This is a genomic window from Pseudomonas sp. SK2 (assembly GCF_016772395.1).
Lineage (GTDB): Bacteria > Pseudomonadota > Gammaproteobacteria > Pseudomonadales > Pseudomonadaceae > Aquipseudomonas > Aquipseudomonas taiwanensis.
The window spans coordinates 819,847-843,604 of the sequence record NZ_CP061944.1 but is presented as its reverse complement, the minus strand read 5'-3'; the positions used below and the strand labels follow the sequence as shown (position 1 = coordinate 843,604).

General features: G+C 62.2%; 23 protein-coding genes. 8 read left to right on the top strand and 15 right to left on the bottom strand.

Going from position 1 to position 23,758, the window contains the following annotated elements; genetic code table 11:
- Positions 1–355: 355 nt before the first annotated feature.
- From msrQ to mrcB, 9 genes are all read right to left on the bottom strand, one after another.
- Positions 356–967: a protein-methionine-sulfoxide reductase heme-binding subunit MsrQ gene (msrQ, locus tag IF103_RS03685; protein WP_023378665.1), complete on the bottom strand. Its 612-nt coding sequence runs from the start codon at positions 965–967 to the stop codon at positions 356–358.
- A complete protein-coding gene (gene msrP / locus IF103_RS03680) occupies positions 967–1,980 on the bottom strand; it encodes a protein-methionine-sulfoxide reductase catalytic subunit MsrP (protein WP_023378664.1) in 1,014 nt (337 codons plus the stop codon). The genes msrQ and msrP overlap by 1 nt, the downstream gene beginning before the upstream one ends.
- 79 nt (positions 1,981–2,059) lie before the next feature.
- Positions 2,060–2,911, bottom strand: a complete 852-nt coding sequence (gene pssA / locus IF103_RS03675) for a CDP-diacylglycerol--serine O-phosphatidyltransferase (RefSeq protein WP_003250045.1) — start codon at positions 2,909–2,911, stop codon at positions 2,060–2,062.
- Between the two features lie 150 nt (positions 2,912–3,061).
- Entirely contained in the window at positions 3,062–4,078 is a 1,017-nt protein-coding gene (gene ilvC, locus IF103_RS03670) for a ketol-acid reductoisomerase (protein WP_023378663.1), read from the bottom strand.
- Positions 4,079–4,134: 56 nt separating this feature from the next.
- On the bottom strand, positions 4,135–4,626 hold the full coding sequence (ilvN, locus tag IF103_RS03665) for an acetolactate synthase small subunit (protein WP_003250040.1): 492 nt from the start codon (positions 4,624–4,626) through the stop codon (positions 4,135–4,137).
- A gap of 1 nt (position 4,627) precedes the next feature.
- Complete coding sequence (locus tag IF103_RS03660) at positions 4,628–6,352, bottom strand: acetolactate synthase 3 large subunit (RefSeq protein WP_023378662.1); 1,725 nt, start codon at positions 6,350–6,352, stop codon at positions 4,628–4,630.
- Positions 6,353–6,759: 407 nt separating this feature from the next.
- Positions 6,760–7,092: a YqcC family protein gene (locus IF103_RS03655; RefSeq protein ID WP_023378661.1), complete on the bottom strand. Its 333-nt coding sequence runs from the start codon at positions 7,090–7,092 to the stop codon at positions 6,760–6,762.
- A complete protein-coding gene (locus tag IF103_RS03650; protein ID WP_027908030.1) occupies positions 7,092–7,862 on the bottom strand; it encodes a tetratricopeptide repeat protein in 771 nt (256 codons plus the stop codon). Before IF103_RS03650 ends, IF103_RS03655 begins: the two co-directional genes overlap by 1 nt.
- Before the next feature lie 15 nt (positions 7,863–7,877).
- Positions 7,878–10,199, bottom strand: coding sequence for a penicillin-binding protein 1B (mrcB, locus tag IF103_RS03645; RefSeq protein WP_202675877.1), 2,322 nt, complete (start codon positions 10,197–10,199; stop codon positions 7,878–7,880).
- A gap of 116 nt (positions 10,200–10,315) precedes the next feature.
- Between mrcB and IF103_RS03640 the strand changes: the two genes are divergently transcribed.
- The 3 genes from IF103_RS03640 to IF103_RS03630 all read left to right on the top strand — a co-directional run bounded on the left by IF103_RS03640 (position 10,316) and on the right by IF103_RS03630 (position 12,757).
- Complete coding sequence (locus IF103_RS03640) at positions 10,316–11,878, top strand: bifunctional aminoglycoside phosphotransferase/ATP-binding protein (RefSeq protein WP_202675876.1); 1,563 nt, start codon at positions 10,316–10,318, stop codon at positions 11,876–11,878.
- Between the two features lie 98 nt (positions 11,879–11,976).
- On the top strand, positions 11,977–12,324 hold the full coding sequence (locus IF103_RS03635; RefSeq protein ID WP_027908028.1) for a pentapeptide repeat-containing protein: 348 nt from the start codon (positions 11,977–11,979) through the stop codon (positions 12,322–12,324).
- A 154-nt stretch (positions 12,325–12,478) separates the two neighbouring features.
- A complete protein-coding gene (locus IF103_RS03630; RefSeq protein ID WP_023378656.1) occupies positions 12,479–12,757 on the top strand; it encodes a TfoX/Sxy family protein in 279 nt (92 codons plus the stop codon).
- Between the two features lie 193 nt (positions 12,758–12,950).
- On the opposite strand, the gene IF103_RS03625 is transcribed toward IF103_RS03630, so the two are convergent.
- The 4 genes from IF103_RS03625 to IF103_RS03610 are packed head-to-tail and all read right to left on the bottom strand — an operon-like array spanning position 12,951 to position 16,536.
- Positions 12,951–13,838 (bottom strand): ChaN family lipoprotein, encoded by an 888-nt coding sequence (locus IF103_RS03625; protein ID WP_023378655.1) that lies wholly within the window; start codon positions 13,836–13,838, stop codon positions 12,951–12,953.
- A 12-nt stretch (positions 13,839–13,850) separates the two neighbouring features.
- Positions 13,851–14,618, bottom strand: coding sequence for a heme ABC transporter ATP-binding protein (locus tag IF103_RS03620; protein ID WP_104882179.1), 768 nt, complete (start codon positions 14,616–14,618; stop codon positions 13,851–13,853).
- A complete protein-coding gene (locus IF103_RS03615; protein ID WP_202676153.1) occupies positions 14,618–15,601 on the bottom strand; it encodes a FecCD family ABC transporter permease in 984 nt (327 codons plus the stop codon). The genes IF103_RS03620 and IF103_RS03615 overlap by 1 nt, the downstream gene beginning before the upstream one ends.
- A gap of 50 nt (positions 15,602–15,651) precedes the next feature.
- Positions 15,652–16,536 (bottom strand): heme/hemin ABC transporter substrate-binding protein, encoded by an 885-nt coding sequence (locus tag IF103_RS03610; protein ID WP_104882181.1) that lies wholly within the window; start codon positions 16,534–16,536, stop codon positions 15,652–15,654.
- Positions 16,537–16,684: 148 nt separating this feature from the next.
- Here IF103_RS03610 and IF103_RS03605 point away from each other — a divergent pair, with 148 nt between their 5' ends.
- Complete coding sequence (locus IF103_RS03605; protein WP_027908027.1) at positions 16,685–17,002, top strand: Rieske (2Fe-2S) protein; 318 nt, start codon at positions 16,685–16,687, stop codon at positions 17,000–17,002.
- Here the strand turns inward: IF103_RS03605 and sfsA are convergent.
- Both sfsA and IF103_RS03595 read right to left on the bottom strand, forming a co-directional pair.
- Entirely contained in the window at positions 16,992–17,705 is a 714-nt protein-coding gene (sfsA, locus tag IF103_RS03600; RefSeq protein ID WP_023378650.1) for a DNA/RNA nuclease SfsA, read from the bottom strand. The genes IF103_RS03605 and sfsA overlap by 11 nt on opposite strands.
- Positions 17,705–18,877, bottom strand: a complete 1,173-nt coding sequence (locus IF103_RS03595; RefSeq protein ID WP_023378649.1) for a pyridoxal phosphate-dependent aminotransferase — start codon at positions 18,875–18,877, stop codon at positions 17,705–17,707. Before IF103_RS03595 ends, sfsA begins: the two co-directional genes overlap by 1 nt.
- Positions 18,878–19,087: 210 nt before the next feature.
- Between IF103_RS03595 and dksA the strand changes: the two genes are divergently transcribed.
- The 4 genes from dksA to IF103_RS03575 all read left to right on the top strand — a co-directional run bounded on the left by dksA (position 19,088) and on the right by IF103_RS03575 (position 23,758).
- Positions 19,088–19,531: an RNA polymerase-binding protein DksA gene (gene dksA / locus IF103_RS03590; RefSeq protein ID WP_023378647.1), complete on the top strand. Its 444-nt coding sequence runs from the start codon at positions 19,088–19,090 to the stop codon at positions 19,529–19,531.
- Positions 19,532–19,596: 65 nt separating this feature from the next.
- On the top strand, positions 19,597–20,484 hold the full coding sequence (gene gluQRS, locus IF103_RS03585) for a tRNA glutamyl-Q(34) synthetase GluQRS (RefSeq protein WP_023378646.1): 888 nt from the start codon (positions 19,597–19,599) through the stop codon (positions 20,482–20,484).
- Between the two features lie 138 nt (positions 20,485–20,622).
- Entirely contained in the window at positions 20,623–20,799 is a 177-nt protein-coding gene (locus tag IF103_RS03580; RefSeq protein WP_003250005.1) for a hypothetical protein, read from the top strand.
- Positions 20,783–23,758: a sensor histidine kinase gene (locus IF103_RS03575; RefSeq protein ID WP_027908026.1), complete on the top strand. Its 2,976-nt coding sequence runs from the start codon at positions 20,783–20,785 to the stop codon at positions 23,756–23,758. The genes IF103_RS03580 and IF103_RS03575 overlap by 17 nt, the downstream gene beginning before the upstream one ends.

The following is a 23,758-nucleotide window of genomic DNA, read 5'->3' as shown; positions in this document are numbered from 1 at the left end:
CAACCTGTTGATTAACAAGGAGTTTTTCGTTTCGACTGCGTCGGAAGTGGGGCGCATTATAAGGGGATTCGAGAGGCCGTCAACCGTTAATGTTCATTTAAATTGAAATAATGGCAAACACGGACCGTATCGAGGCCGCCAGGTGCCCGCCGCGATGCATTCAGCGGTTTGTAGATCGAGCGCCGCCCGCGCGGCGCATCGCGAGCAAGGCTCGCTCCTACAGGTTGTTTTTGGTCAGTAACGCCAGTGGCAGACGCACGCGACCGCCTGGTTTGTACGGTTCGATAACGTGGCGTATACCAACGCGGGCGGCGCTCAATCCCATAGGCGCCAGAACGACCAAGGCAGCTACGCCTCAAACCACCCTGCCCTGCTTCCTGGCGATCCTGGGAAGCACCCGCGACACAGCTGGAATCCGCAGCGCCATCAGCAAGGCGCCTATCGACGCATAGATGGCCCACTCCCTGAGGTCGGAACGCACGATCCAAAGGAAATGCAGCAACCCCAACCCAAGAATCACATACACCAACCTGTGCAGCTTCTTCCAGCGTGCCCCAAGCCGCCGCTGGCTGTAACGGTTCGAGGTGACCGCCAACACCAGCAAGCCAAGAAACCCGAGCGCTCCCACGATAATGTAAGGCCGCTTACGCAGCTCCACCGCCAACTGCGCCCAATCCAGCCCGAGGATAAAGAACAGGTAGGCCAGGATGTGCAGCACGATATAGGCGAACACCCACAACCCCAGCTGCCGCCGAATCACGACCCAGCCCGACCACCCCGATAACTTCTGCAGCGGGGTCATGCCCAGGGTGACCAGCAGGAAGGTCAGCGCCCCGAGCCCCAGGCGATCCATCATGATCTTGCCCGGATCCGGCCCAAGCAGATTCATCGCGGCCTCATACAGCCACCACACCGGAAACAGGCAGCCCACAACGAAAATGGCCAGTCGCAACCAGGGATAACGCATCAATAGTTCTTCCGCAGATCCAGCCCGGTATACAGCGACGCAACTTCGTCGGCGTAGCCATTGAACATCTGGGTTTCCCGCACGTTGGGACTGAACAACCCACTGGGCAGACGCCGCTCACGCGCCTGAGTCCAACGCGGATGGTCGACCGTCGGATTCACATTGGCATAGAAGCCATACTCATCCGGCGCCAACCCTTGCCATGTGGTGCCAGGCTGCTCGGCCACCAGGCTGATGCGCACGATCGACTTGATGCTCTTGAACCCATACTTCCAAGGCACCACCAGCCGCAAAGGGGCGCCATTCTGGTTAGGCAGTTCCCGGCCGTACATGCCAACCGCCAGGATCGTCAGCGGGTGCATCGCCTCGTCGAGGCGCAACCCCTCCCTGTAGGGCCAGTCGATCAGGGCAAAGCCTGAACGCTGCCCAGGCATATGCTCTGGATCGTTCAGGGTTTCGAAGCGCACATAACGCGCCTTCGAGGTCGGCTCGACCTGCTTGAGCAACTGCGCCAACGGAAAACCCAGCCAGGGGATGACCATCGACCAGGCCTCGACACAGCGCAATCGGTAAATACGCTCTTCGAGCTGATAGGGTTTGACGAAGTCTTCCAGCGCATACCGCCCCGGCTTGCCCACCTCACCATCGATCACCACGCTCCACGGCTCGGTCTTCAGGCTGCCACCATTGGCCGCCGGGTCGCCCTTGTCGGGCCCGAACTCATAGAAGTTGTTGTAGTGGGTCGCATCCTTGAAGGGCGTGATCGCCTCATCTTTGACCGTTACCGCCTGCCAGCGTGTAGCTGCAAGCTTCTCGGTGAACCAAGCCGGTGCGGCGCCGGCCTGCACATCGGCATAACGCGAGGCTTCAACCGCGCTGGCCCGGCCCGGCAATGCGCCCAGGGCGAGGCCAGCCAGGGAGCCACCCAGCAGGGTTCGACGGGAAAGGTATACGCCTTCGGGGGTGATCTCCGATGCCTTGCACTCGGAAGACTTGGGAAGCTTGATGAGCATGGTCGGCTCCATAGCACTGGATAGCGGATGTTCCAGTAAGACTATGGAGCCGGAGGGTTATTCCACCATTAAAAGAATGTCACGCTTTACGACGGCGCGCTTTCAACAGGAACTGGATTGGCCCCGAAGCCGCGTAAGCGAGGAAGATCAGCAGCAGGATGCGTGGCGGGTCGCTGAACACCACGGCGAACACCAGCACCACAGCAAGGATCGCCACGAACGGAACGCGTCCCTTGAGGTCCAGCTCCTTGAAGCTGTTGTACTTGATGTTGCTGACCATCAGCATGCCGGCAGCAGCTACCAGCAGCGCGACCAGAAACGACAGTTTCGAGCCCTGGATGCCGTAGTCGCTGAAAGCCCATACGGTACCGGCGACCACTCCGGCGGCAGCCGGACTGGCCAGGCCGATGAAGTAGCGTTTGTCAGCAGTGCCCACCTGGGTATTGAAACGCGCCAGGCGCAGCGCGGCGCCAGCGACGTAGATGAATGCGACCATCCAGCCGACCTTGCCCATGTCGCCCAGCGCCCAGCCGAACGCCAGCAACGCGGGTGCCACGCCAAAGGCAACCATGTCCGACAGCGAGTCGTACTCGGCGCCGAAGGCACTCTGGGTATTGGTCATGCGTGCCACTCGGCCATCGAGACCGTCAAGCACCATGGCAACGAAGATGGCGATGGCGGCAAAGGCAAAATACTTGCTCGCCTCCCGCGGGTCACCGGCACTGAGGGCGCTCTGTGCGCTCATCGAACTGATGATGGAATAGAAACCCGCGAACAGGTTGGCGGTGGTAAACAGGTTAGGCAACAGATAGATGCCGCGATGGCGCACCTTGCGCCCTTCGGCGTCATGCCCTTCTTCAACGTGCTCATCGACAGGTAGCAGGCTTTCGGCGTCGGAGGGCTTGTTCGGCTCTTCGGGACGTTCGCTCATGGAGGGTACCTTGCAACAGGATGGAAAATGTTCGACACGGGCCTGCAAAACAGGTTCTTACAGCAAGCCACTGGTCTGCTTTATACCAGAAGCTGACTGTCGGAACGAAAAAACGCGGCCGAAGCCGCGTTTTTCATCTTTCGATAAGACTTAGTTCTTGGTCTTGTCGACGATCTTGTTAGCCGAGATCCAAGGCATCATCGAGCGCAGTTGCTCACCGATGATCTCGATGCCGTGGGCAGCGTTGTTACGACGCTTGGCGGTCATCGATGGGTAGTTGGTGGCGCCTTCGGAGATGAACATCTTCGCGTATTCGCCGTCCTGGATGCGCTTCAGAGCGTTGCGCATGGCCTTGCGGGATTCTTCGTTGATGACTTCTGGGCCGGTGACGTACTCACCGTACTCGGCGTTGTTGGAGATCGAGTAGTTCATGTTGGCGATGCCGCCTTCGTACATGAGGTCAACGATCAGTTTCAGCTCGTGCAGGCACTCGAAGTAGGCCATTTCCGGCGCGTAGCCAGCTTCGACCAGGGTTTCGAAACCGGCTTTGACCAGTTCGACGGTACCGCCACACAGAACAGCCTGCTCACCGAACAGGTCGGTCTCGGTCTCGTCCTTGAAGGTGGTTTCGATGATGCCGGTACGGCCGCCACCAACGCCCGAAGCGTAGGACAGGGCAACGTTCTTGGCATTGCCGGAGGCGTCCTGGTAGATAGCGATCAGGTCAGGGATACCGCCGCCTTTGACGAACTCGGAACGAACGGTGTGGCCCGGAGCCTTCGGCGCGATCATGATCACGTCCAGGTCGGCACGAGGAACGACTTGGTTGTAGTGGATCGAGAAGCCGTGGGAGAAGGCCAGGGTGGCGCCCTTCTTGATGTTCGGTTCGATCTCGTTCTTGTACAGCTGGCCCTGGAACTCGTCCGGAGTCAGGATCATGACCAGGTCGGCAGCAGCGACGGCAGAGGCAACGTCGGTCACTTTCAGGCCATGGGCTTCTGCCTTGGCAACGGTGGCCGAACCTTTACGCAGACCGATGGTGACATCCACACCGGAGTCTTTCAGGTTGCACGCCTGAGCGTGGCCCTGGGAGCCGTAACCGATGATGGCGACTTTCTTACCCTGAATGATGGAAAGGTCGCAGTCTTTGTCGTAGAAAACTTTCATGGAAATACCCCTGGTTATATCTCGGCCCCCTGCGGAGCCATCGCTAATTTTTGAATTTAGATGCTGAGCACTTTGTCGCCACGGGCAATGCCGGTGACGCCACTGCGCACGGTTTCGAGAATCGATGCAGTGCCGATCGCCTGGATGAAGCTGTCCAGTTTGTCGCTGGTACCGCTCAGTTGCACGGTGTACACGCTGGCGGTGACGTCGACGATCTGGCCACGGAAGATATCCGTGGTGCGCTTGATCTCGGCGCGCTGGGCACCGGTGGCCTTGACCTTGACCAACATCAGCTCGCGCTCGATGTGAGCACTTTCCGACAGGTCGACCAATTTGACCACTTCGACCAGCTTGTTCAGGTTCTTGGTGATCTGTTCGATCACTTCGTCATGGCCAACGGTGGTCAGCGTCAGACGCGACAGGGTCGGGTCTTCGGTCGGCGCCACGGTCAGGCTTTCAATGTTGTAGTTGCGCTGGGAGAACAGGCCGACCACACGGGACAACGCACCGGGTTCGTTTTCCAGCAGCAGGGAGATGATGTGCCGCATATCAGGTACGCTCCGTCTTGCTCAGCCACATGTCACGCATCGAGCCATCCTTGATCTGCATCGGATAGACGTGCTCGGTACGGTCAACCGCGATGTCGATGAACACCAGGCGGTCCTTCATCGCGAAGGCTTCCTCCAGCTTCGGCTTGAGGTCCTTCAGGCTGGTGATGCGGATGCCCACATGGCCATAGGCCTCAGCCAGCTTGATGAAGTCAGGCAGCGACTCGACGTACGAATGCGAGTGACGACCGTTGTAGGACATGTCCTGCCATTGGCGGACCATGCCCAACACGCCGTTGTTCAGGTTGACGATCTTCACCGGCAGGCCGTACTGCATGCAGGTGGACAGTTCCTGAATGTTCATCTGGATACTGCCCTCGCCAGTGACGCAGGCCACGTCCTGATCCGGGAAGTTCAGCTTGATGCCCATGGCCGCCGGGAAACCGAAGCCCATGGTGCCAAGGCCACCAGAGTTGATCCAACGGTTCGGCTTGTTGAAGCGGTAGTACTGCGCCGCGAACATCTGGTGCTGACCTACGTCGGAGGTGACGAAGGCGTCGCCATGGGTCACTTCGCAGAGGGTCTCGATCACGGTCTGTGGCTTGATGACGCTGCCGTCGCCCTTGTCGTAAGGGAACAGGCCACGGTCACCGCGCCATTCGTCGATCTGCTTCCACCAGGCATCCAACGCGGCCTTGTCAGGCTGCTCGCCGATTTCCTTGAGGATGGTGAGCATTTCGCTCAGCACGCTGTCGACTGGCCCCACGATCGGTACGTCAGCCTTGATCATCTTGGAGATCGACGCAGGGTCGATGTCGATGTGGATGATCTTGGCGTTGGGGCAGAACTTGGCCGGGCCATTGACCACACGGTCGTCGAAACGCGCACCAACCGCCAGGATCACGTCGGCATTGTGCATGGCCATGTTGGCGGTGAAGCTGCCGTGCATACCGAGCATGCCAAGGAACTGGCGATCGGTGCCCGGGAAGCCACCCAGCCCCATCAGGGTATTGGTGACAGGCAGGTTCAGCGACTTGGCGATTTCGGTCAGGGCTTCGGAGCCACCACCGAGGATGACGCCGCCACCGGAGTACACGATCGGGCGCTTGGCGGCGAGGATCATCTCGGCTGCCTTGCGGATCTGACCGGAGTGGCCGCGTACGGCTGGGCTGTAGGAGCGCAGCTTGACCTTTTTCGGGTAGACGTATTCGAACTTCTCGGCCGGGTTGGTCATATCTTTTGGAATGTCGACCACGACCGGGCCAGGACGGCCGGATTGCGCCAGGTAGAACGCTTTTTTCAGGACTTCAGGGATTTCCGAGGCATGCTTGACCATGAAGCTGTGCTTCACGATAGGCCGCGAGATCCCGATCATGTCGGTTTCCTGGAAGGCATCGGTACCCACCATGGTGCTAGGCACCTGGCCGGACAGGATGACCATCGGAATCGAGTCCATGTAGGCGGTGGCAATACCGGTAATGGCATTGGTCGCACCCGGGCCGGAAGTCACCAGCACCACACCGGCCTTGCCGGTGGCACGGGCGTAGCCGTCCGCCATATGGGTAGCAGCCTGCTCGTGACGAACCAGGATGTGCTCGACTTCCGGTTCCTTGAACAGTGCATCGTAAACATGAAGGAGAGCACCACCAGGGTACCCGTAGATGTGCTTAACGCCTTCGTCACGCAAGAAGCGGACGACCATCTCAGCGCCAGATAAAAGCTCCACGTTGTTCACCTCTAAAACGCCAGAATACCGCCCACATGGACGGGTCTTAATAGGTTTACTGCCAAGCAGAGCATGAGCGAACGTCAGCACTGACTGAGCAAGTATTGGGAGCTCCCCAGAGTGTTGCGGGGGTTTCCCACCCAGCGCGAGGTAACGCGTTGCGGGGTGTAACAGGTCGGCGCGGGTGTGCGCCTCATGATCTGCTTAGCGGGTCTGCTTCTGGCAGTCCCTCTACAGCGGAATCTGGATTCTTGTGATTTGGCGGCTACAAGTCAAGAAAAATTATTGCCAATTTTTCCTCAAGATGAATTCCTGCCACCACTAAAAACCGCCTCAGCAGCAGAAAAAATAAGATTTCCATAAAAAAGGGCCACAATCTGCGGCCCTTGAAGGAAAAAAAGAAGAAATCAGGCGGAAGGAGCGATCAATTGATCGAAAGCTGCCAAAAGGCGCCGCAGCTCACGACTTTGCTCCGGACGATCGACAAAGACGGTTTCGGCCATGACCAGGATGCCCGAGGCGTTGGGCAGCGGTTGGCCCCGCTCGATGATAAGCCTCATGCGGGGCAGGAAGATCCACTGCAGCCACTGCTCGAAGCTCAGCGTATCGACCGCAAATGGCACCGTGCTGGCCAGCGCCTGCTTGCTCGGCGAGGCGTCGCTCCACCAGCCTTGCACCTGCAGCTCACGCTCGATGAGCAGCAGGTGATCGGCGATGTCCAGGATCCGTTGTTCGACCATCAGGAGCTGACCCGAGCCTTTTGCCGCGCCAGTGCGGCACCGGCGCTATCGCCTTGCTTTTCGCGTGCCTGGGCGATGGTGTTCCACAGCTCGGCCTGCAGGCTCGGGCGGCCGTTGGCATAGCTCAGGCCACGACGCGCCAGTTGTTCGGCCTGAGCGGCATCCCCTTGGGACAAGCGTACCTGGGCCAGGCGGAACAGCACTTGCGGCTCGCGCGGGGCGATGCGCTGGGCACGCTCCAGGCTGGAAGCCGCGCCATTGAAGTCGCCACTGCCTTGCTGCTGCTGGGCGGTGGTGAGCAATGCCAGCACCGGGCCGTCCAACTGCTCATCGGCCGACAGGCCACCCGAGGCACCGCTGCGTGGAATACCGGTCGGGGCGCTGGTGGCGCTCGAACCGCCACTCATCGACGCGATGTCGAACGGCTCGTCGGCGATCGGATTGGGGTTGGTCGTGATCGGTGTGGTGCTGATTGGCGCAGTGCTGATCGGCGCCGCCCCGGTCGCGGCCGGGAACGTCTGGATTGGCGCGGAACCCGCGCCCTGTGGAATGACCACGGTCACCCCGGAGTCCTCGGGCAGCGTCTGTGCCTGAGAGGTGCCACCGCTCATGCCAACCGCCGAACGGTTGGCAGTGATGCGCTCGCTGTTGGACACGCGTGTGCTCGAGTCGACGACCGGGATATTGCCCCGCGGAACGCTGGAGCAACCCTGGAGCACAACCAGTGCCGTCACGGCAGGAAACCACCACTTTTTCACTTCACACCTCATCAATGCAGCCAGTGCTTAATTCATCCAGCCCTTGACCCAGTCCATGACCGACTCAACCGGATCCTGCTCACCGCCACAGGTCGCACCCGCGGGCGGTTCGCTCCCGCGAATATACGGCATCTGCACGGCTCCCGGACAGCTGCCATCGGAACCTTGCCCGCTGTACGGGTCGATCCAGGCCTGCACTACATTGTCCGGCTGCGGCATGTCCAACGGCAGCGGGTCGGCCTTGCGCATGAAGCTGGTCCATACCTGCAGGGCACCGGTGGCGCCAGTGAACGGTGTCTTGCCGTTATCGTCGCGGCCCAGCCAGACCACGGCCAGCAGGTCCTGGCTGAAGCCGGAGAACCAGCTGTCGCGCGAATCGTTACTGGTCCCGGTCTTGCCTGCCAGGGTCAGCGAACTTGGCAGCACGCTGTACACCGAACGACCGGTACCTTCACGCATCACTCGCTGCATGGCGTTCTGCACCAGGTAGATCGAGCCCGGATCGAAAGTCTGCTGGATCTGGAACGGGTAGCGCTTGAGCGGCTCGCCTTCGGCCGTCAGCACGCTGCGAATACCGCGCATCGGGGTATTGAAGCCACCATTGGCGATGGTCTGGTACATGGTCGCGACCTGCATCGGCGACATCCCACCGGCGCCCAGCAGCATCGATGGGAAGGCTGGCCAATCGACATTCACGCCCAGCCGCCCAATGGTCTTGATGACGTTCGGGACCCCCACTTCCAAGCCGATCTTGGCGGTCGACAGGTTGTAGGAGTTGGCCAGCCCCTGATACAGGTAGATGGTGCCATGGGGGCGGCGGTCGTAGTTCTGCGGACGCCATACCTGGCCGTCAGCGCCCTTGACCGAAAACGGCTCATCCTGCACGCGGCTGGTCAGGGTGTACTTGGTCGGTTGCTCCAGCGCGGTCAGGTAGACCGCTGGCTTGACCAGCGAACCAATCGGACGCACCGCATCGATGGCGCGGTTGAAGCCGGCGAAGCCCGACTGGCGGCTGCCGATCAGCGCCTGCACCTCACCGGTTTCCGGGTTGGTCACAACCATTGCCGACTCCACCTCATCAGCGCCCTTGCGCCCGGCCAGGCGCTTGAACGTCTCGCTCATGGCGCTCTCGGCCTTCATCTGCAGGATCGGGTCGAAGCTGGTGAAGATTCGCAGGCCTTCTTCGGTCAAGTCCTCATCGCGGTAGTCCTGGCGCAGCTGACGCTTGACCAGGTCGAGGAAGGCCGGGAACGAGCTGTCGGCCAGGCTGCCACGCTTGGTCACGCCCAAGGGCATTTTCTTGGCCGCTTCGGCGACTTCCTTGCTCACCACGTTCTGCTCGGCCAGCAGGTCGAGCACCAGGTTACGGCGAGTCAGCGCACGCTCCGGGTAACGGCGCGGGTTGTAGTAGGACGGCCCCTTGACCATACCCACCAGCAAGGCGACCTGATGCAGCTTGAGTTCCGACAGCGGCTGGCTGAAGAAGAACTGGCTGGCCAGGCCGAAGCCATGCACGGCACGTTGACCGTCCTGGCCAACGAACACTTCGTTGAGGTAGGCCTCGAGAATTTCGCGCTTGTCGTAATGCAGCTCCAGCAGCACGGCCATCATCGCTTCGGTGAGCTTGCGGCTGAGACTGCGCTCGCTGGTCAGGTAGAAGTTCTTCACCAACTGCTGCGTCAGGGTACTGCCGCCCTGGCGCATGGAGCCGGATGACGTGTTGACCCACATGGCGCGGGCAATCGACTTGGGCGATACGCCGAAGTGGCTGTAGAAGTCGCGGTCTTCCACCGCCACCAAGGTTTCGAGCAGGTACGGCGGCACCTGGTCGATCTTGATCAGAATGCGGTCTTCGAGGTTCTTCGGATAGATACCGCCGATCATCAAAGGCTCCAGGCGCACCACATCGAGCTTGCCGCCGTTGGCGCCGGAGAGCCCCGCAACATAGTCACCGGAGAAACGCACGCGCACGAACTGGGCCGGCTCCATGCCCTCGTAGAACTGGAAGCCACGGGTATTGAGGTCGACGTTGTTACCATTGACCGCGGCCGCACCTGGGCCGTTGGCGGAGCTCTCGCGCCGATAGCCGAGCGCATCGAGTTCGGTGAGGAAGTCGTTCTTGCTCAGTTTCTGTCCTACGAACAGCTCCAGCGGCCGGGCATACACCTTGGCCGGGATGGTCCAGCGCTTGCCAGAGAACTTCTCCTGGACGACGGCATCGAGGTAAACCGCGAAGCCGGCGACGATCACAAGGCCAACCAGGCTGAGCTTCAAAGCCCAGCCCAGCCAGGCGCGGGAGCGGCCGGTCGGGCGTTTCTGAGGGGTGCGGGGGGATCGAGTTCGAGTCATGGCGGCGGATTATACGCACTTTGTAAAGGCTGGGCAGACGCCCTCTGGCGGTATGCAGGGACGGCACCATTGACCATAATGGCGCATTCGAATTCCCTGCCCCGGAAGGATTTCTCGTGAGCCAAGCCTTGATCAACGCCTTGCAGAACCCAGCCCTCTACCCTCACCCGGTGGATGGCTTCCAACTCATCGAGACGCATATCTCCTGGGTTCTGCTCACCGGCGAGTACGCCTACAAGGTCAAGAAACCGATGAACTTCGGCTTTCTCGACTTCACCAGCCTGGATAAGCGCCAGCATTTCTGTAACGAAGAGTTGCGTCTGAACCAGCGCCTGACCGACGGTCTCTACCTTGAGGTCCTGCCGATCACCGGTACTGCCGAGGCACCGCAAATCGGCGGCGAGGGCGAGGCTATCGAATACGTCCTGAAAATGCGCCAGTTCCCCCAGGGCCAAATGCTCAACACGCTGCAGGCCAACGGTGAACTGAATGCTGGCCATATCGACCAGATGGCCCGACAGATCGCCGAGTTCCACCTGCAGGCGCCAAAAGTGCCGGTCGACCACCCGCTGGGCACCCCGGACAGCGTCATGGCGCCGGTGAAGCAGAACTTCGAGCAGATCCGTCCGTTCCTCACCGACAAGGCCGACCTGCAACAACTGGACAACCTGCAAGCCTGGGCCCACAGCAGCTTCGAGCGCCTGCACAGCCTGTTGGAGCAACGCAAGGCCAAAGGCTTCATCCGTGAGTGCCATGGCGACATCCACCTGGGCAATGCCACCCTGATCGACGGCAAGGTGGTGATCTTCGACTGCATCGAGTTCAACGAGCCCTTCCGCCTGACCGATGTCTACGCCGACGTCGGCTTCCTGGCCATGGACCTGGAAGACCGTGGCCTCAAGTGTCTGTCGCGCCGCTTCATCAGCCAGTACCTGGAGCTCACCGGCGACTACGAGGGCCTGGAGCTGCTCAACTTCTACAAGGCCTATCGTGCCCTGGTACGCGCCAAGGTTGCGCTGTTCAGCCTGCCGGCAGACGCCGACGGCGTACAACGCGCCACCACCCTGCGTACCTACCGTAACTACGCCAACCTGGCGGAAAGCTACAGCGCCATCCCCTCGCGCCTTCTGGCCATCACCCACGGTGTTTCGGCCGTGGGCAAAAGCCATGTCGCCATGCGCATGGTCGAAGCCCTGGGGGCCATCCGCGTGCGTTCGGACGTAGAGCGCAAACGCCTGTTCGGTGAGCAGCAAGCGGCAAACGCCGGGCAGCAGAACACCGGCATCTACGACCAGAACGCCAGCGCCGCCACCTACCAGCGCCTGCACGAGCTGGCGGCGACCATCCTGCGCGCCGGGTTCCCGGTAGTGCTCGATGCCACCTACCTCAAACGCGCACAGCGCCAGTCAGCGGCGGAAGTCGCCAATCACACCGGCGTGCCTTTCCTGATCCTCGACTGCCACGCCCCTGAGGCCGTCATCGCCAGCTGGCTGGAGCAGCGCCAGGCAGAAAACAGCGACCCTTCGGATGCCACCCTGGAGGTGATCAAGGCGCAGCAGGCCAGCCGTGAGCCTCTGGATGAGGAGGAACTCAAACACAGCACCCGCGTCGACACCCAGGACAGCGCCAGCATGAACCAGGTGATCGATCAGGTTCGCCAGCGTTTGCCAGGCCTCTGAGCCTAAAGGCGTGAAGCAGTCGACACTTCACGCCTGAAGTTCGGCGCCTCCACAGTGATGGCATTACAATATCATCACAATCATAAGGAGGCGCCGTCATGAACCAGCCCCGTCAACTGGACAATGCCCTGTACGCATTGGTCCGCGACGAGAACATCAGCGCATTCAATCGTGAAAGACCCGCCGAGGGGCTGATCGACTTTCGCGGCGGCGACTTCCGTGGCCTGGACCTGCGTGAGCTAGATGCGCGTGGCATCGACTTCACCGACGCGTACTTCCGCGCTGCCGACTTGCGCGGGCTGGACCTGCGTGACAATGGCCTGGAAGGGGCGAGCATCGCCCATGCCCAGATCTCCGGCACGTACTTCCCGCCGGAGCTGAGCGCGGACGAAATCCTCATGTCAGCCAAGTTCGGCACGCGCATGCGCTATCGACCGAAAGCCTGAATCATGGCTGGGGCTGCCCGACAGCCCCACCTCTCGGGCATCTCGTCGGCCCCGATGGCAAAAGGCCGCGCATTTGCGAACCCCCGCTACACTCCTTTCTGACCTGCTCGCGATTTATCCCCCAAGACCCGTTCAGCCATCGCAAGGAGGCTAGATGAACGATGAATTGCAGCATCTGAAGAATCTTGGCAAGACCTCTGCGCAGTGGTTGCACGCGGCGGGTATACACAGTGCGTCGGACCTGCGTCGTCTCGGTGCCGTGGGTGCGTACCAAGCCGTCAAAACGCGGGGATTCCGGGCATCGAAGGTGCTGTTGTACGCCATTGAAGGCGCGCTCCTGGACATGCACTGGAACGATTTGCCGGCCGAACGCAAGGAAGCACTCAACCAACAACTGGATGCGAAATGCCTTACGCAAAAAAATGCGAAATGAACGCACAAAGGGGATTGACGATTAAATGAGAATCGTTATGATTATCACAACTGGTCGCGAGACTGGTTGGATAAGCTGAAAGCCCCTGGTTCGGACTCTCAGATTATCTCCTCATCAGGCTAATCACGGTTATTGACCCGGCAGTTTTGCCGGGTCTTTTTTTGCCTGGATGCTGACCGGCGCGCCGAAATCGTTACTGACGCAGCGTCGCGCAGTAATCCTGCTCGGGCAGGGCGGCGGTGTACCACACGTAATCGGCCATGCCAGCTTCCACAGTCTGACCCACCTCGGCCAAGATCAACACCTTGGTCTCCCCTTTCGCCTCCAGGTCGGCCAAATGCAGTGGCACGCCCAGGTCCTTGCGCGCGTGATAGGCCCCGGTCAGCAACATTGCAGGCTGCGGCGCATCGTTGAGTCGTTCGGCGATTCGCCGGTCACGCTGCTGCTGAACGGCCAGCATCGCCGGCAGTTGGCTTTCCGGCAACAGACCACAGTGTCCTTCCCGTACCTGCTTGAGCAATGCCGCTTTCACTGCCGGGCTGTTGGAGCGTGTGCCGGGCAATGGCGGCGGCTGGCGATAGGCCTGACGCATCTGCTCGGGTGAAAGGTTGGCCGCCAGCAAGGGGACATGCCCCTGCAAGGCCTCCCGCACGATCGGCCCATACAATGGCCAATCCCAGCCGTCATCCCAGGCCAGAGCCTTGGGCAGGTCCTGAGGCAACTGGGCTTGCTGCTGCACGGCATCGACCTGGGACTGCTGGTCCGGTTGCAGCATCTCCATCAACAGGCTGCCCTGGGGGCGCTGGGTCTGCACGGCACGCAGCAACCATAGCTGCAGGGCATGGTGGTCAGGGTTGTCATGCTTCTCGCCCACAATCACTCGTGGCGCATCGGCCAGGCGCCGGACCAGTTGCTCAGGGCTGATCGACTGACCGCTGGTCAGGTCGCGAATCTGCCCCAACCGCGCACTGTCACGCCCTTCACTGCTTTGCCAGGCCGGTAGCGTCGGCAAGCTCGCCTGGCACCCGCCCAAGGCCAGCCCCAGACCCAGCGAAACAGCAGACAGCCATGGATGACGCATGCACAGAGCCTCCTAGCGAGTGATGATCAACGGGTGGCCACGCTCTGGGTGCTCCTGCACCAGAACATCGATGCCAAATACCGCCTTGAGCGCCCGAGGCGTCAAGACCGCCTGCGGCTCAGCAAGCGCATGACAGCGCCCCTGCTCCAGCAGCAGGATGCGATCACAGTAACGCGCCGCCAGGTTCAGGTCATGCAGGATCACCAGCACCGCCGCACCACGGTCGGCAAAGCTTCGCACAACCTGCAACGTGGTGTGCTGGTGCAGAGGGTCGAGCATCGAGGTTGGTTCGTCGAGCAGCAACGTGGCCCCCACTTCGCCTGGCCATAGCTGGGCCAGGACCCGCGCCAGGTGAACCCGCTGACGCTCGCCGCCGGACAGCGCCAGGTAGCTGCGCTCGACCAGATGCCAGGCATCCGCTGCCTGCAACGCCGCCTCGACGATCTCTCGATCACGTTGCCGGCCGGTGTCATGAGGCAGACGCCCCATGCCGACCACCTCGTCCACACGAAAGGCGAACCCCAGGCTGGACACCTGTGGCAGCACCGCCAGGCGTCGTGCCCGCGCCTGCCCTGGCCAGTCGGCCAATGCCCGCCCCTGCAACCTCACCTGGCCCTCGCTGGGCGCCAGCTCGCCGCACAGCACACCCAACAGACTGCTTTTGCCCGCACCGTTCGGACCGAGCACGCCCAGCACCTGGCCTGGCTGCAACTGAAGGTGGAGGCCGTGCAGCACCTCGTTGCTTCCCCGCCGCAAGTGCAGGCCCTCGACTGAAAGCATCAGTTGCGCCCCCGTACCAGCAAGAACAGAAAGAACGGCGCACCAATGAACGCGGTAACGATCCCAATCGGCAACTCGGCTGGGGCCAGGGCCAGGCGCGCAACCAAATCGGCAAACAACAGCAGCGCGCCGCCTGCCAGCAGCGAGGCCGGCAGCAATACCCGATGATCCGGGCCAGCCAGCAGCCGCACCCAGTGCGGCACCACCAGACCGACGAAGCCGATCAGGCCGGCTGCCGCCACCGCCGAACCTACGCCCAGCGCCGTGCAAAGCACCAGTTCGCGCTTGAGCCGCTCCACATCGACTCCCAGGTGACGGGCCTCCGATTCACCCAGCAGCAAGGCATTTAGCGCCTGCGCCCGACGCGGCAGCCAGATCGCCACGGCCAGCGTGACCAGAAGCACTGGCCATGAACGCTCGTAACTGGCGCCATTGAGGCTGCCCAGGCTCCAGAATGTCAGTGTACGCAGCGTGGCGTCATCGGCCAGATAGGTGAACAACCCCACCGCCGAGCCGCCTAAAGCGGTCATGGCGATGCCGGCCAGGAGCATGGTGGCGACATGGGTCTGGCCATCGCGCCGGCCCAGGCGATACACCAGCGCGGTCACACCGAGCCCACCGACGAATGCACAAGCCGACAGCAGGTACGGTGCCAGCGCTTCTGGCAAACCTCCAAGCCAGCTCCCCGCCACGATCGCCACTGCCGCGCCAAGCGCCGCGCCGCTCGCCACGCCCACCAGCCCCGGGTCAGCCAACGGGTTACGAAACAGCGCTTGCATGGCAACCCCGGACAGCGCCAGCACCGCTCCGACGGCAAGGCCTAGCAAGGTGCGCGGAACGCGGATCTGGCCAAGAATCATCTGCGCCTGCTCGAGGCCATCACCTCCAACGGGCAGCCCGAGCAAGCGCAGCCCCGCGCGCAGGGTATCGAACAATGGCAGGCTGACCGGCCCTAGTGCCAGCGACAGCCAGACCGCCAGCAGACACAGAAGGCCCAAACCCAGGCACACGCTGCGCGGCGCGATTCGCTGCTTCATTGAGTGGGACGTGCCTTGGCATTGGGATAGAAGCTTTCCGCCAACCCTTGCAGGGTGGCCGGCAAGCGTGGGCCAAGGCCACCCACCAACAGGGTCGGGTCCAGCGCAACCAGGCGCTGCTCACGCACCGCGCGTGATACGGCCAGTGCCGGGTTTTCCTTGAGCAATGCTTGCAAGGCCTGCTCGCCCACAAGGGCACGGTCGGAGAACACCACGACATCCGGGTCCAGCGCAGCCAACGCTTCGACGGAGAAATGCTTGTAGCCTGGGTGTTCGGCGAGGTTACGCCCACCAGCCTGACGCACTACCCAATCGCCCGCCGTGCCTTGCCCGGCAATCAACGGTTTGGCTCCCGCATGGCCGACCAGCAGCAATACGCCCGGCGCCTTCTGGCCTGCCTGGGCCTGTCTGACCCTTGCCGATAGCGCTTCCAGTTGCTGGTGGTAGCCCGCAGCCAGCTCCGAAGCCTTCTGCTGCACCCCCAACAATTTGCCCAGCTGCTTGAGGTTTTCATCCACGGCAGCCAGCTCGGCCTTGCTGGACAACAGCTCGACCTGCACACCGGCCTTGCGAATCTGCGCCAACACCGGCGGCGGCCCCATTTCCTCGGTCCCAACCAGTACATCCGGGCGCAAACTGAGAATGCCCTCGGCCGACAGCTGCCGTTGATACCCGATGCTTGGTAATGCCTTCAGCGACTCAGGATGCTGGCTGGTGGTATCGACACCAACCAGCCGCTGCTCGCCACCCAGCAGGCTGATCCATTCGCTCAGGGAGCCCCCAGCACTGACCCAGCGTTGCGGCGAGTCGGTGGCCAGGGCCTGGGTTGAAAGCACCAGGCCCACGCACAGGGCGACATGGGCAGCGATACGACGCATCATCGGATTCCTCCTGAAGGCAGGCCACGCGCCTTGTGGCGGGCGGCGGAACTGCGCACCATAGGCAGGCAGGCGCAGCGAGCGGCTGCAATTTGATAATTATTCGCATTAAAGCGTCAAGCCAGACGTTGCCACCTGGAACACCCCTGCCATGCACTTCCTTTGTACTTCCCACGGGCTGCCCGAGGGCCATAGCCGCGCCTTCAGCGTAGACGGCACCGCGGTGTTCGGCGTACGTCGCCGAGGCCAGGTGTACCTGTACCGCAACCGTTGCCCCCACCGCGGTATTGCGTTGAACTGGGCAGAGGACAGCTTTCTCGATGACAGCGCCAGCCTGATCCACTGCGCCCATCACGGCGCCCTGTTCCTGATCGAAAGTGGCGAATGCGTGGCCGGCCCCTGCGAGGGCGAGGCGTTGGAGGCCCTGGGCTGCCGTGAGGACAGCCAGGGCATCTGGCTTACCGGTTGAGCAGCACCGGCAAAGGGCGGTCGATGACGATCTGACCGGCGTCCAGGCGAGCGCCGTAGGCCAGCACTTCTACGCCATCCGCCACGGCCGCGCGCAGGGCCTGACTGTAGGCCGCATCGATCTCTTCGGCAGGGCGCACAGCGTCCACACCGGTCAGGTTGACGCAGTACAGCTGCACCGCACGAATACCTTGCCGGGCCAGGGCCGCCAATTCGCGTAAGTGCTTGGCACCGCGCTGGGTCACCGCATCGGGGAAGGCGGCGACCGAGGAGTCCGGGTAACCCAGGGTCACGCTCTTGACCTCGACATAAGCCGGGCCATCGGCGAACTCCAGGCGAAAATCCACACGGCTACGTTCTTCGCCGTACGCCACCTCGCGCTTGAGTCCGGTGAAACCTGCCAACTCACGGATGACACCTGCGTGCAACGCTTCTTCGACCAATGCATTGGCCCGACCGGTGTTCACGCAGGCCAGGCGCCCCTGAGGCGTTTCGCTGATTTCCCAGGTTCCAGGCAACTTGCGCTTGGGGTCGTTGGAGCGGCTGAACCAGACCTGACCACCTTCAAGCATGCAATTGAGCATGGAACCGGTGTTGGGGCAATGGATGGTCAGCTGCTCGCCGCTGGCCAGTTCGATATCGGCCAGAAAGCGTTTGTAGCGACGCAGCAGGCGCCCCTGTTCGAGTGCGGGTGAAAAGCGCATCAGCCTTGCCAGCTCCGCAGGCCACGGGCAATGCGCTGTACCGCCTCCTCCAGGCGCGGCAAGCTCTGGGTATAGGCAAAACGCACATGATGACCGGCCAGGTGGCGGCCAAAGTCCAGACCTGGGGTAAAGGCCAGGTGTTCGGTTTCGAGGAAATGCCGGCAAAACGCAAAGGCATCGCCGCCGAATGCGCTGATATCGGCATAAAGATAGAACGCGCCCTGAGGCTCGACGGCGATCCCGAAGCCCAGCTCGCGCAGCGCCGGCAACAGGAAATCGCGACGGCGGGCGAACTCTGCGCGGCGCTCTTCGAGAATCGACAAGGTCTCGGGCTGGAAGCATGCCAACGCGGCGTGCTGGGCCATGCTCGGTGCGCTGATATAGAGGTTCTGCGCCAGTTTCTCCAAGTCGGCCACGGCACTGGGCGGTGCCACCAGCCAACCCAGGCGCCATCCGGTCATGCCGAAATACTTGGAAAAACTATTAAGGACAAAGGCCTCATCATCGACTTCCAGCACGCTCGCAGCGTCCATGCCATAGGTGAGGCCGTGGTAGATCTCGTCCACCACCAGGTGACCATGGTGCTCACGGGTGGCCCTGGACAGGCTGGCCAACTGGTCACGGCTGAGCACCGTGCCGGTCGGGTTGGCTGGCGAAGCGACCAGGGCGCCAACGGTGTCCTTGTCCCAGTGGCGCTCGACCAGATCGGCCGTCAGTTGGTAGTTGACGTCCGGCCCCACCGGGACCAGTTGGGCGCCGCCTTCGACCAGGCGCAAGAAATGTCGATTGCAGGGGTAGCCTGGGTCGGCCAGCAACCAGTGCTTGCCGGGGTCCACCAACAGACTGCTGGCCAGCAACAGCGCGCCCGATCCGCCAGGGGTGATCAAAATGCGCTGCGGGTCGATCGTCACGCCATAACGCTGCTGGTAGAAGCCGGCGATCGCCTCGCGCAAGGCCGGCAAGCCACGGGCCGCGGTGTATCGGGTATGACCTGCCGCCAGCGCCGCCTGGCCCGCCGCGACGATGGGTGCAGCGGTGGTGAAATCTGGCTCGCCGATTTCAAGGTGGATCACATCGTGCCCAGCCGCCTGCAACTCGTTGGCCCGCGCCAGCAGTGCCATGACATGGAAGGGTTCGATGGCGCGACTGCGCGCACTGTGGGTGTGGGCCATGACCTTCTCTCAATTGGGTCTAAACTGTGGATTCTACCTCTGCGCGGCACCGAACGTACGACTTGCGCCGCTGTCAACCACTAGAATCGGGCGGGGTAGCGCACCCCCGATCTATCTGGTAAGTTCGGCGGCTCGCAGTCGCAGGGCCGGCGGGTGCCGGAGATGGAGCAGCCTGCGCATTGGATCAGATGAGTGAGAGGCGGTCTATTCATGTCCACCGTAGAAAAGCACAAAGCCCAGACCATGTACGGTGTCGAGCCCTACGTAGAAAAGCAGGGCGAAGAGTACATGGGCGAGCCCATGAAAAAGCACTTCACCAAGCTTCTCGGTGCCTGGAAACAGGAACTGATGAACAGTGTGGACCGCACCGTGGATCACATGAAGGACGAAGCTGCCAACTTCCCCGACCCGGCTGACCGCGCCAGCCAGGAAGAAGAATTCGCCCTTGAGCTGCGCAACCGCGATCGCGAGCGCAAGCTGATCAAGAAGATCGACAAGACCCTCGACAAGATCAAGGCCGACGAATACGGCTGGTGCGAATCGTGCGGCATCGAGATCGGCCTGCGTCGCCTGGAAGCCCGTCCCACCGCCGACCTGTGCTTCGATTGCAAGGAAATCGCGGAGAAGAAGGAAAAGACGGTCGGCAAAGGCTGACTCTTTTCCCATTCGAACGGGGCGCACCATGCGCCCCGTTTTCATTTTTACGACCTGTACGGCCCATGAAAGACTCCCGCTATATCGGACGTTTCGCCCCCACTCCCAGCGGCTTCCTGCACTTCGGCTCGCTGGTCGCCGCCCTCGCCTCCTGGCTCGACGCCCGCGCGGTCGATGGCCGCTGGCTGGTACGCATGGAAGACACCGACCCGCCCCGGGAAATGCCCGGGGCCCGCGACGCGATCCTGCAGACCCTAGAGCGCTACGGCCTGGAGTGGGATGGCGAAGTGGTCTACCAGAGCCAGCGCCACGACGCCTACGCCGCGGTGGTCGACCGCCTGTTCAGCATGGGCCTGGCCTACGCCTGTACCTGTTCGCGCAAGCAGCTGGAGGGCTACAACGGCATCTACCCAGGCTTTTGCCGTAACGCCGGGCATGCCCGAGAAGGCGCAGCGATCCGGCTACGGGTGCCTGAGTTGATCTACCGCTTTACAGACCGGGTGCAGGGCGAGTTCCAGCAACACCTGGGGCGTGAAGTGGGCGATTTCGTGATCCAGCGGCGTGATGGGCTGTATGCGTATCAACTGGCGGTGGTGCTGGATGATGCCTGGCAGGGTGTTACCGACATCGTGCGCGGGGCGGACCTGCTCGACAACACCCCACGCCAGTTGTACCTGCAGGAACTGCTGGGCCTTTCGCAGCCGCGTTACCTGCATATTCCGCTCATCGTGCAGCCGGATGGACACAAGCTGGGCAAGTCCTATCGCTCGCCGCCGCTGCAGGCGGAACAGGCGACGCCTTTGCTGCTGCGCGCGCTGCGGGCCTTGGGGCAGGCAGCAGACCCGGAGTTGCGGCTGGCAACACCGGCTGAAGTCCTTGCGGTAGCCCGCAAGCAGTGGCGGCCAGAGGCGATTGCCCGGCAGGCCACTGTTGCAGAGGCAGACTTGCACTGACGCAGGCCCGGCCTCTCGAAAACAAAAGCCCAATAAATTCAAACTCTTGGCGAACCCCATGGATTCCCGCTAGCATCGCCCCAGCCATTTGCGCCAATAATAAGTCCAAGCCCGCAGCGCCCAACCATCGAGGCCAGCATGTACATCTATCGTTTGGTCCTGCTTCTGGTCGTGGGGATCTACCTGTTCTCCCCGGCCATCATGGACTGGTGGATCGAACCGACCGGAGCCTGGTACCGCCCCTACCTGCTCTGGCTGATCCTGATCGTCGTCACCTTCATCCTGCAGAGCCAACGAGATGCCGATGAGCTTTAGCCTGACCCAGATGATCCTGATCAGCGCCGCGTACCTTCTGGTGCTGTTCGGCGTGGCCTGGATCAGCGAGCGAGGGCTGATTCCCCGCTCCATCATCCGTCACCCCCTGACCTACACGCTGTCGCTGGGGGTATACGCCAGCGCGTGGGCCTTCTATGGGTCGGTTGGCCTGGCCTACCAGTATGGCTATGGCTTCCTGGCGTGTTACCTGGGGGTCTCAGGCGCGTTCCTGCTCGCGCCGGTGCTGCTCTACCCGATCCTGAAGATCACCCGGACCTACCAGCTTTCCTCGCTGGCAGACCTGCTGGCGTTTCGCTTTCGCAGCACCTGGGCCGGTGCGCTGACGACGGTGATCATGCTGATCGGCGTGTTGCCGTTGCTGGCCCTGCAGATCCAGGCGGTCGCAGACTCGATCAGCATTCTCACCGGAGAACCGGTCAAGGCGCGGGTGGCGTTCGCCTTCTGCGTGCTGATTATCCTGTTCACCATTTTCTTTGGCTCACGTCATATCGCCACGCGCGAAAAACACGAAGGTCTGGTCTTCGCCATCGCCTTCGAATCGGTGATCAAACTGCTGGCCCTGGGCGGTATCGGACTGTATGCCCTGTATGGCGTGTTCGGCGGCCCTCACCAGCTAGAGGTGTGGCTGCTGCAGAACCAGACCGCCCTGGCGGCGTTGCATACCCCGCTGCAGGAAGGGCCATGGCGCACCCTGCTGCTGGTGTTCTTCGCCTCGGCTATCGTCATGCCACACATGTACCACATGGCCTTCACCGAGAACCTCAACCCGCGCTCGCTGGTCAGCGCCAGCTGGGGCCTGCCACTGTTCCTGCTGTTGATGAGCCTGGCGGTGCCCCTGGTGCTCTGGGCCGGCTTGCGCCTGGGCGCCAGCACCAACCCCGAGTATTTCACCCTGGGCCTGGGAATAGCTGCCGGCAATCCGGCTCTGGCCTTGCTCGCCTACGTCGGCGGGTTGTCGGCCGCCAGCGGACTGATCATCGTCACCACCCTGGCGCTATCGGGCATGGCGCTCAACCATCTTGTGCTGCCGCTGTACCAGCCCCCCGCCGAGGGCAACATCTACCGCTGGCTGAAATGGACCCGACGCGCACTGATCGTCGCCATCATCACCGCCGGCTTCATGTTCTACCTCACCCAGAACAACCACCAAAGCCTTGCCAATCTCGGCATCGTCGCCTTCGTTGCCACCTTGCAGTTCCTGCCCGGCGTGCTGTCGGTGCTGTACTGGCCGACCGCCAACCGCCGTGGCTTCATCGCCGGCCTGCTGGCGGGCACCCTGGTGTGGATGGTAACGATGCTGTTGCCGTTGCTGGGCAACCTGCAGGGCTTCTACATTCCGCTGCTGGACATGATCTACGTGCTGGACGACACCAGCTGGCACATGGCGGCCATTGCCTCGCTGGCGGCCAACGTGCTGTTGTTCACCCTGATCTCGCTGTTCACCAACGCCAGCACCGAAGAAGCCAGCGCCGCCGAGGCCTGCGCGGTGGACAACGTACGCCGCCCGCAACGTCGTGAGCTGCATGCCGCCTCGCCCCAGGAGTTCGCCACCCAGCTGGCCAAGCCATTGGGCGCCAAGGCTGCGCAGAAGGAAGTCGAGCAGGCGCTACGCGATCTCTACCTGCCCTTCGACGAGCGCCGTCCCTACGCCCTGCGCCGCCTGCGCGACCGCATCGAGGCGAACTTGTCCGGCCTGATGGGGCCAAGCGTTGCCCAGGACATGGTCGAGACCTTCTTGCCCTACAAGTCCGGCAACGAGAACTATGTCACCGAAGACATCCACTTCATCGAAAGCCGTCTGGAAGACTACCACTCGCGCCTGACCGGCCTGGCCGCCGAGCTCGATGCCCTGCGCCGTTACCACCGCCAGACCCTGCAAGAGCTGCCCATGGGCGTATGCTCGCTGGCCAAGGACCAGGAAATCCTGATGTGGAACAAGGCCATGGAAGAACTCACCGGCATTGCCGCCAAGCACGTGGTGGGCTCGCGCCTGGTCACCATCAGCGAACCCTGGCGCGGCCTGTTGCAAGGCTTCATCAATGTGCCCGACGAGCACCTGCACAAGCAGCGCCTGGCCCTGGACGGTCAACCCCGCTGGCTGAACCTGCACAAGGCGGCCATCGACGAGCCACTGGCACCAGGCAACAGCGGCCTGGTGCTGCTGGTCGAGGACCTCACCGAGACCCAGGCCCTGGAAGACAAACTGGTGCATTCCGAACGCCTGGCCAGCATTGGCCGTCTGGCCGCCGGTGTAGCCCACGAGATCGGCAACCCGATCACCGGCATCGCCTGCCTGGCGCAGAACCTGCGTGAAGAGCGCGAGGGTGACGGCGAGATCATCGAGCTGTCCAGCCAGATCCTGGAGCAGACCAAGCGAGTGTCGCGCATCGTCCAGTCGCTGATGAGCTTCGCCCACGCCGGCGGCAGCCACCAGAACAGCGAAGAGCCGGTGTGCCTGGCAGAGGTGGCCCAGGACGCCATTGGTCTGCTGGCGTTGAACCGGCGCAACTTCGAAGTACAGTTCTTCAACCTCTGCGACCCCGACCACTGGGCCGAGGGCGACCCGCAGCGACTGGCTCAGGTGCTGATCAACCTGCTCTCCAACGCCCGCGATGCCTCGCCACCTGGCAGCGCCGTTCGTGTGCGCAGCGAGGCCAACGAGCACACGGTCGACCTGATCGTGGAGGATGAAGGCAGCGGCATTCCCAAGAACATCATGGACCGCCTGTTCGAACCGTTCTTCACCACCAAGGACCCTGGCGAGGGAACCGGACTGGGGCTCGCTCTGGTCTATTCCATCGTGGAGGAGCATTATGGGCAAATCACCATCGACAGCCCGGCCGACATCGAACGGCAACGTGGCACCCGGATCCGCGTGACCCTGCCCCGGCATGTCGTAGCGACGTCCCCTGAAATTCGAGACCGTCGAGAGAATTGA

Coding starts and splice junctions, on each gene's coding strand:
- msrQ (WP_023378665.1), bottom strand. CDS start 967: ATGCGTTATCCCTGGTTGCGACTGGCCATTTTCGTTGTGGGCTGCCTG.
- msrP (WP_023378664.1), bottom strand. CDS start 1,980: ATGCTCATCAAGCTTCCCAAGTCTTCCGAGTGCAAGGCATCGGAGATC.
- pssA (WP_003250045.1), bottom strand. CDS start 2,911: ATGAGCGAACGTCCCGAAGAGCCGAACAAGCCCTCCGACGCCGAAAGC.
- ilvC (WP_023378663.1), bottom strand. CDS start 4,078: ATGAAAGTTTTCTACGACAAAGACTGCGACCTTTCCATCATTCAGGGT.
- ilvN (WP_003250040.1), bottom strand. CDS start 4,626: ATGCGGCACATCATCTCCCTGCTGCTGGAAAACGAACCCGGTGCGTTG.
- IF103_RS03655 (WP_023378661.1), bottom strand. CDS start 7,092: ATGGTCGAACAACGGATCCTGGACATCGCCGATCACCTGCTGCTCATC.
- IF103_RS03650 (WP_027908030.1), bottom strand. CDS start 7,862: ATGAGGTGTGAAGTGAAAAAGTGGTGGTTTCCTGCCGTGACGGCACTG.
- mrcB (WP_202675877.1), bottom strand. CDS start 10,199: ATGACTCGAACTCGATCCCCCCGCACCCCTCAGAAACGCCCGACCGGC.
- IF103_RS03635 (WP_027908028.1), top strand. CDS start 11,977: ATGAACCAGCCCCGTCAACTGGACAATGCCCTGTACGCATTGGTCCGC.
- IF103_RS03630 (WP_023378656.1), top strand. CDS start 12,479: ATGAACGATGAATTGCAGCATCTGAAGAATCTTGGCAAGACCTCTGCG.
- IF103_RS03625 (WP_023378655.1), bottom strand. CDS start 13,838: ATGCGTCATCCATGGCTGTCTGCTGTTTCGCTGGGTCTGGGGCTGGCC.
- IF103_RS03620 (WP_104882179.1), bottom strand. CDS start 14,618: ATGCTTTCAGTCGAGGGCCTGCACTTGCGGCGGGGAAGCAACGAGGTG.
- IF103_RS03610 (WP_104882181.1), bottom strand. CDS start 16,536: ATGATGCGTCGTATCGCTGCCCATGTCGCCCTGTGCGTGGGCCTGGTG.
- IF103_RS03605 (WP_027908027.1), top strand. CDS start 16,685: ATGCACTTCCTTTGTACTTCCCACGGGCTGCCCGAGGGCCATAGCCGC.
- sfsA (WP_023378650.1), bottom strand. CDS start 17,705: ATGCGCTTTTCACCCGCACTCGAACAGGGGCGCCTGCTGCGTCGCTAC.
- IF103_RS03595 (WP_023378649.1), bottom strand. CDS start 18,877: ATGGCCCACACCCACAGTGCGCGCAGTCGCGCCATCGAACCCTTCCAT.
- dksA (WP_023378647.1), top strand. CDS start 19,088: ATGTCCACCGTAGAAAAGCACAAAGCCCAGACCATGTACGGTGTCGAG.
- gluQRS (WP_023378646.1), top strand. CDS start 19,597: ATGAAAGACTCCCGCTATATCGGACGTTTCGCCCCCACTCCCAGCGGC.
- IF103_RS03580 (WP_003250005.1), top strand. CDS start 20,623: ATGTACATCTATCGTTTGGTCCTGCTTCTGGTCGTGGGGATCTACCTG.
- IF103_RS03575 (WP_027908026.1), top strand. CDS start 20,783: ATGCCGATGAGCTTTAGCCTGACCCAGATGATCCTGATCAGCGCCGCG.